This is a genomic window from Pseudomonas sp. MD195_PC81_125, assembly GCF_014060985.1.
GTDB classification, from domain to species: domain Bacteria; phylum Pseudomonadota; class Gammaproteobacteria; order Pseudomonadales; family Pseudomonadaceae; genus Aquipseudomonas; species Aquipseudomonas parakoreensis.
The window spans coordinates 1-4094 of record NZ_JABULD010000530.1 but is presented as its reverse complement, the minus strand read 5'-3'; the positions used below and the strand labels follow the sequence as shown (position 1 = coordinate 4094).

At 59.9% G+C, this 4094-nt stretch carries 3 protein-coding genes; 2 read left to right on the top strand and 1 reads right to left on the bottom strand.

What is annotated here, in order from left to right; genetic code table 11:
- Positions 1 to 196 precede the first annotated feature (196 nt).
- The gene (locus tag HT737_RS21095; RefSeq protein ID WP_182403938.1) at positions 197 to 1681 is read left to right on the top strand and encodes an APC family permease; all 1485 of its coding nucleotides are present in this window, start codon (positions 197 to 199) and stop codon (positions 1679 to 1681) included.
- 106 nt (positions 1682 to 1787) lie between these two features.
- On the opposite strand, the gene HT737_RS21090 is transcribed toward HT737_RS21095, so the two are convergent.
- Positions 1788 to 1973, bottom strand: a complete 186-nt coding sequence (locus HT737_RS21090; RefSeq protein ID WP_041063212.1) for a hypothetical protein — start codon at positions 1971 to 1973, stop codon at positions 1788 to 1790.
- A gap of 392 nt (positions 1974 to 2365) precedes the next feature.
- Here HT737_RS21090 and HT737_RS21085 point away from each other — a divergent pair, with 392 nt between their 5' ends.
- The gene (locus HT737_RS21085) at positions 2366 to 3994 is read left to right on the top strand and encodes a glucan biosynthesis protein D (protein WP_182403937.1); all 1629 of its coding nucleotides are present in this window, start codon (positions 2366 to 2368) and stop codon (positions 3992 to 3994) included.
- Positions 3995 to 4094: the final 100 nt, after the last annotated feature.

Genomic DNA, 4094 nt, shown 5'->3' with positions numbered 1-4094 from the left:
CAGCTCCCACAAGGTTCAATGCAGCTCTTGTGGGAGCTGGCTTGCCAGCGAAGGCGTCACCCCGGTTTCAGGAAGGAAACCGGCATTACGCACCACCAGGACACCAAAACAATAACTACCGACCCGGGCGGCGCCCGCAAAGCACCGCCACGGTTTCGGCCATCCGAAATCTGCCGATTTCACGGAGCAAACACGCATGAGTGCCTCACCCGAATTCGCGGCCGCCGTTGCCGACAGCGATGCCGAACAACTGCGCAAACTGGGCTACACCTCGAACTTCAACCGCAGCATGAGCCTGTGGGAAAACTTCGCGCTGGGCTTCACTTATCTGTCGCCGGTCGTAGGGGTTTATACCCTGTTCGGCCTGTGCCTCGCCGCTGGCGGACCACCGATGTTCTGGGCTTACCTGCTGGTCGGTTGCGGCCAGTTGCTGGTGTGCCTGATCTTCGGCGAAGTGGTGTCGCAGTTCCCGATTTCCGGCGGCGTCTATCCATGGGCACGGCGTCTGGTTGGCAAGAAATGGGCATGGATGGTCGGCTGGATCTACTCCATCGCCCTGTGCGTGACCATCGCAGCGGTGGCTGTCGGTGCCGGCCCGTATCTGGCGGCGATGCTCGGGTTTGAGCCGAGCAACAACACCAATATCGTTATCGCGCTGGTGCTGACACTGTTCGCCACGCTGGTCAATCTGAGCGGCACACAAGTGCTGGCGCGGATCGCCATGTTCGGCTTCCTCTGCGAACTGGTCGGCGCGGTGATCGTCGGCGTCTACCTGCTGGTTTTCGAACGTCATCAGCCGCTGAGCGTGCTGTTCAACACCTTCGACATCAGCGTTGACGGCTCGTACCTGCCGGCGTTCCTCACCGCTTCGCTGGCAGGGATGTTCCTCTACTACGGTTTCGAAGCCTGCGGCGATGTCGCCGAGGAAACTCCGAAACCCAGCGCAAAAATCCCGGTGGCCATGCGCATGACCATCTACATCGGCGGCATCGCGGCGATGTTCGCCTGCCTGGCGCTGATCCTCGCCGTGCCGGACATGCAAGCGGTGATCAACGGCACCGACAAGGACCCGGTCACCACCATCCTCAATAACGCCTTCGGCCCGATTGGCTCGAAAGTGGTGATGGGCGTGGTGATGATTTCCTTCATCTCCTGCGTCATCAGCCTGCAGGCAGCAGCCAGTCGTCTGCTGTACTCCTACGCTCGCGATGAAATGGTGATCGGCAGCCGACTGCTGAAAAAGATTTCTCCTACCACTCAGGTGCCGGTTGCCGCGCTGTTCGTGTCCGGCGTCCTGCCCGCCCTGATCATCGCCCTCGGCTTCTTCCTGCAGGACGCCGTGGCCACGATCGTCAGCTTCGCCGCCATCGGCATCTACCTCGCGTTCCAGATGATCGTGCTGGCCGCGTTGTATGCGCGGATGAAAGGCTGGAAACCGAGCGGCAAATTCACCCTCGGCGCGTGGGGCTGGCCGGTAAACATCGGCGCGCTGGTGTACGGCGTCGGCGCAATCATCAACATGGCCTGGCCACGCACGCCGGATGCGGCGTGGTACGTGAACTATGCGATGGTGTTGAGCACGGCGATCGTGATTGGACTGGGGTTGATTTATATGTGGATTGGCAAGCCGTATGACCATGGGAAGGCGCCGGCTGGGGATGCTTGGAAGGTGAGTCGCTAAGACGAGTTCCCCGGAATCGAATTTTGATTCCGGGGCCTCCTCGAAGCGCCGTCATCAATTGTCTAGCCCTGAAACAGGTGTAAGCCTGTTTCAGGGCTAGACACACTCAAAACCGCGAAACACTGCGCATCGCATCCACCAGATAGCGCATCGCAATCCGGTCACTCTCCGACAACTCGCGATAACGCTCCACCAGCTTCAGCTCTTCAGAACTCAATCGACGCCTTCTGCGTCCGCTGCTCAGGCAGGGAAAGATGCCGAGCATTTCGGCGATGCCTTGTATTTTTGCCATGGACGATGTCCTTCTCTGATACGTCGAAGAATTGCTGATCACCACATCGCCCTGCCCCTTACAGCAGCGCCTGTGCCCTGCCGGTCGCACCGGCCATGCCCATAGAATAGAAATTTAATCGGCGCTGAAAAGCGGTTTTTAGAGTAATTAGTCGAAAAAAGCAGATATGCCCTGTAAATCAGTAAGTGCCGTAGGACGTTTAACCGACATGTCTTGTTTCATTGACACGCTGTCATCGTGTATCAACGAATTTTGCTCGGCGAGCGAACCGTTTAAGCTAGCCGGCATCTGTTTATAGTCCGTTGCGTTTGGCCGAAGGCTTGTCCGAACCGTAATTTCTGATCCAGCACGTGCCAGGAACGGCGCGGGATTGCTCACGACAGGTTGTATTTATGCACCGCAGGAATTTGCTCAAAGCGTCGATGGCCATTGCGGCTTACACCGGTCTCTCGGCTTCCGGCCTGCTGGCCGCCCGTGCCTGGGCCGCCAATGGTGGCGCCGCTGATGGCGAAGCGCAGGCCTTCGATTTCGAAGCGCTCAAGCGTCAGGCCAAGCAACTGGCCGGTTCGGCCTATCAGGACACTAAACAGGTGCTGCCGCCGACCCTGGCGACCATGACCCCGCAGAACTTCAACGCGATCCGCTACGATGGCGACCATTCGCTGTGGAAGGAAAACAAGGGTCAACTGGACGTGCAGTTCTTCCACGTCGGCATGGGTTTCCGCCAGCCCGTGCGCATGTACAGCGTCGATCCAAAGACCCGCACCGCGCGCGAAGTGCATTTCCGCCCGACGTTGTTCAACTACGAGAACACCTCGGTCGATACCCAGCAGCTCAAGGGCGACCTGGGCTTTGCCGGCTTCAAGCTGTTCAAGGCGCCGGAGCTGGATCGTCACGACGTGGTGTCGTTCCTCGGCGCCAGCTATTTCCGCGCGGTGGACGCCACTGGCCAATATGGCCTCTCGGCCCGTGGTCTGGCCATCGACACCTACGCCAAAAAGCGCGAAGAGTTTCCTGACTTCACCAAATTCTGGTTCGAAACTCCGGAGCAGAACGCCACGCGTTTTGTGGTCTACGCCCTGCTCGACTCGCCGAGTGCGACTGGCGCCTATCGCTTCGACATCGATTGCCAGGCCGAGCGCGTGGTGATGGAGATCGACGCCCACATCAACGCGCGGACCGTCATCGAACAGCTGGGCATTGCGCCGATGACCAGCATGTTCAGCTGCGGCACCCACGAACGCCGCATGTGCGACACCATTCACCCGCAGATCCATGACTCTGATCGACTGGCGATGTGGCGTGGCAATGGCGAGTGGATTTGCCGTCCGCTGAACAACCCGGCGACCCTGCAGTTCAACGCGTTTGCCGACACTGATCCGAAAGGCTTCGGTCTGGTACAGACCGACCACGAATTCGCCAACTATCAGGACACTGTCGACTGGTACAGCAAGCGCCCGAGCCTGTGGGTCGAGCCTACAACCGCGTGGGGCGAAGGCTCGATCGATCTGCTGGAAATTCCGACCACCGGCGAAACCCTCGATAACATCGTCGCGTTCTGGACCCCGAAGAAGCCGGTGGCTGCCGGTGACTCCCTGAATTACGGCTACAAGCTCTACTGGAGCGCTCTGCCGCCGGTTGGCACACCGCTGGCGCGGGTGCATGCGACTCGCTCGGGTATGGGGGGCTTCGTCGAAGGCTGGGCACCGGGCGAGCACTATCCGCCGGTCTGGGCACGGCGCTTTGCCGTGGACTTCACCGGTGGCGGCCTGGATCGCCTGCCGCAGGGCACCGGGATCGAACCGGTGGTTACCTGCTCCAACGGCAAGGTGCAGGACTTCAGCGTGCTGGTGCTCGATGACATCAAGGGTTACCGGATCCTGTTCGACTGGTACCCGACCAGCGACAGCGTCGACCCGGTGGAACTGCGCCTGTTCATCCGCACCAATGACCGCACGCTGAGCGAGACCTGGTTGTACCAGTACTTCCCGCCGGCGCCGGACAAGCGCAAATATCCTTGAAGGTTGTCTAGCGTCTGATCGGGCCTCATCGCTGGCAAGCCAGCTCCCACAAGTTCGGTGCCGTACACAAAATTTCGTGATCGACACCGACCACTGTGGG

Bases quoted from the DNA above. Each gene is read 5' to 3' on its own strand.
- HT737_RS21085 (WP_182403937.1), top strand. From the start codon at position 2,366: ATGCACCGCAGGAATTTGCTCAAAGCGTCGATGGCCATTGCGGCTTAC.
- HT737_RS21090 (WP_041063212.1), bottom strand. From the start codon at position 1,973: ATGGCAAAAATACAAGGCATCGCCGAAATGCTCGGCATCTTTCCCTGC.
- HT737_RS21095 (WP_182403938.1), top strand. From the start codon at position 197: ATGAGTGCCTCACCCGAATTCGCGGCCGCCGTTGCCGACAGCGATGCC.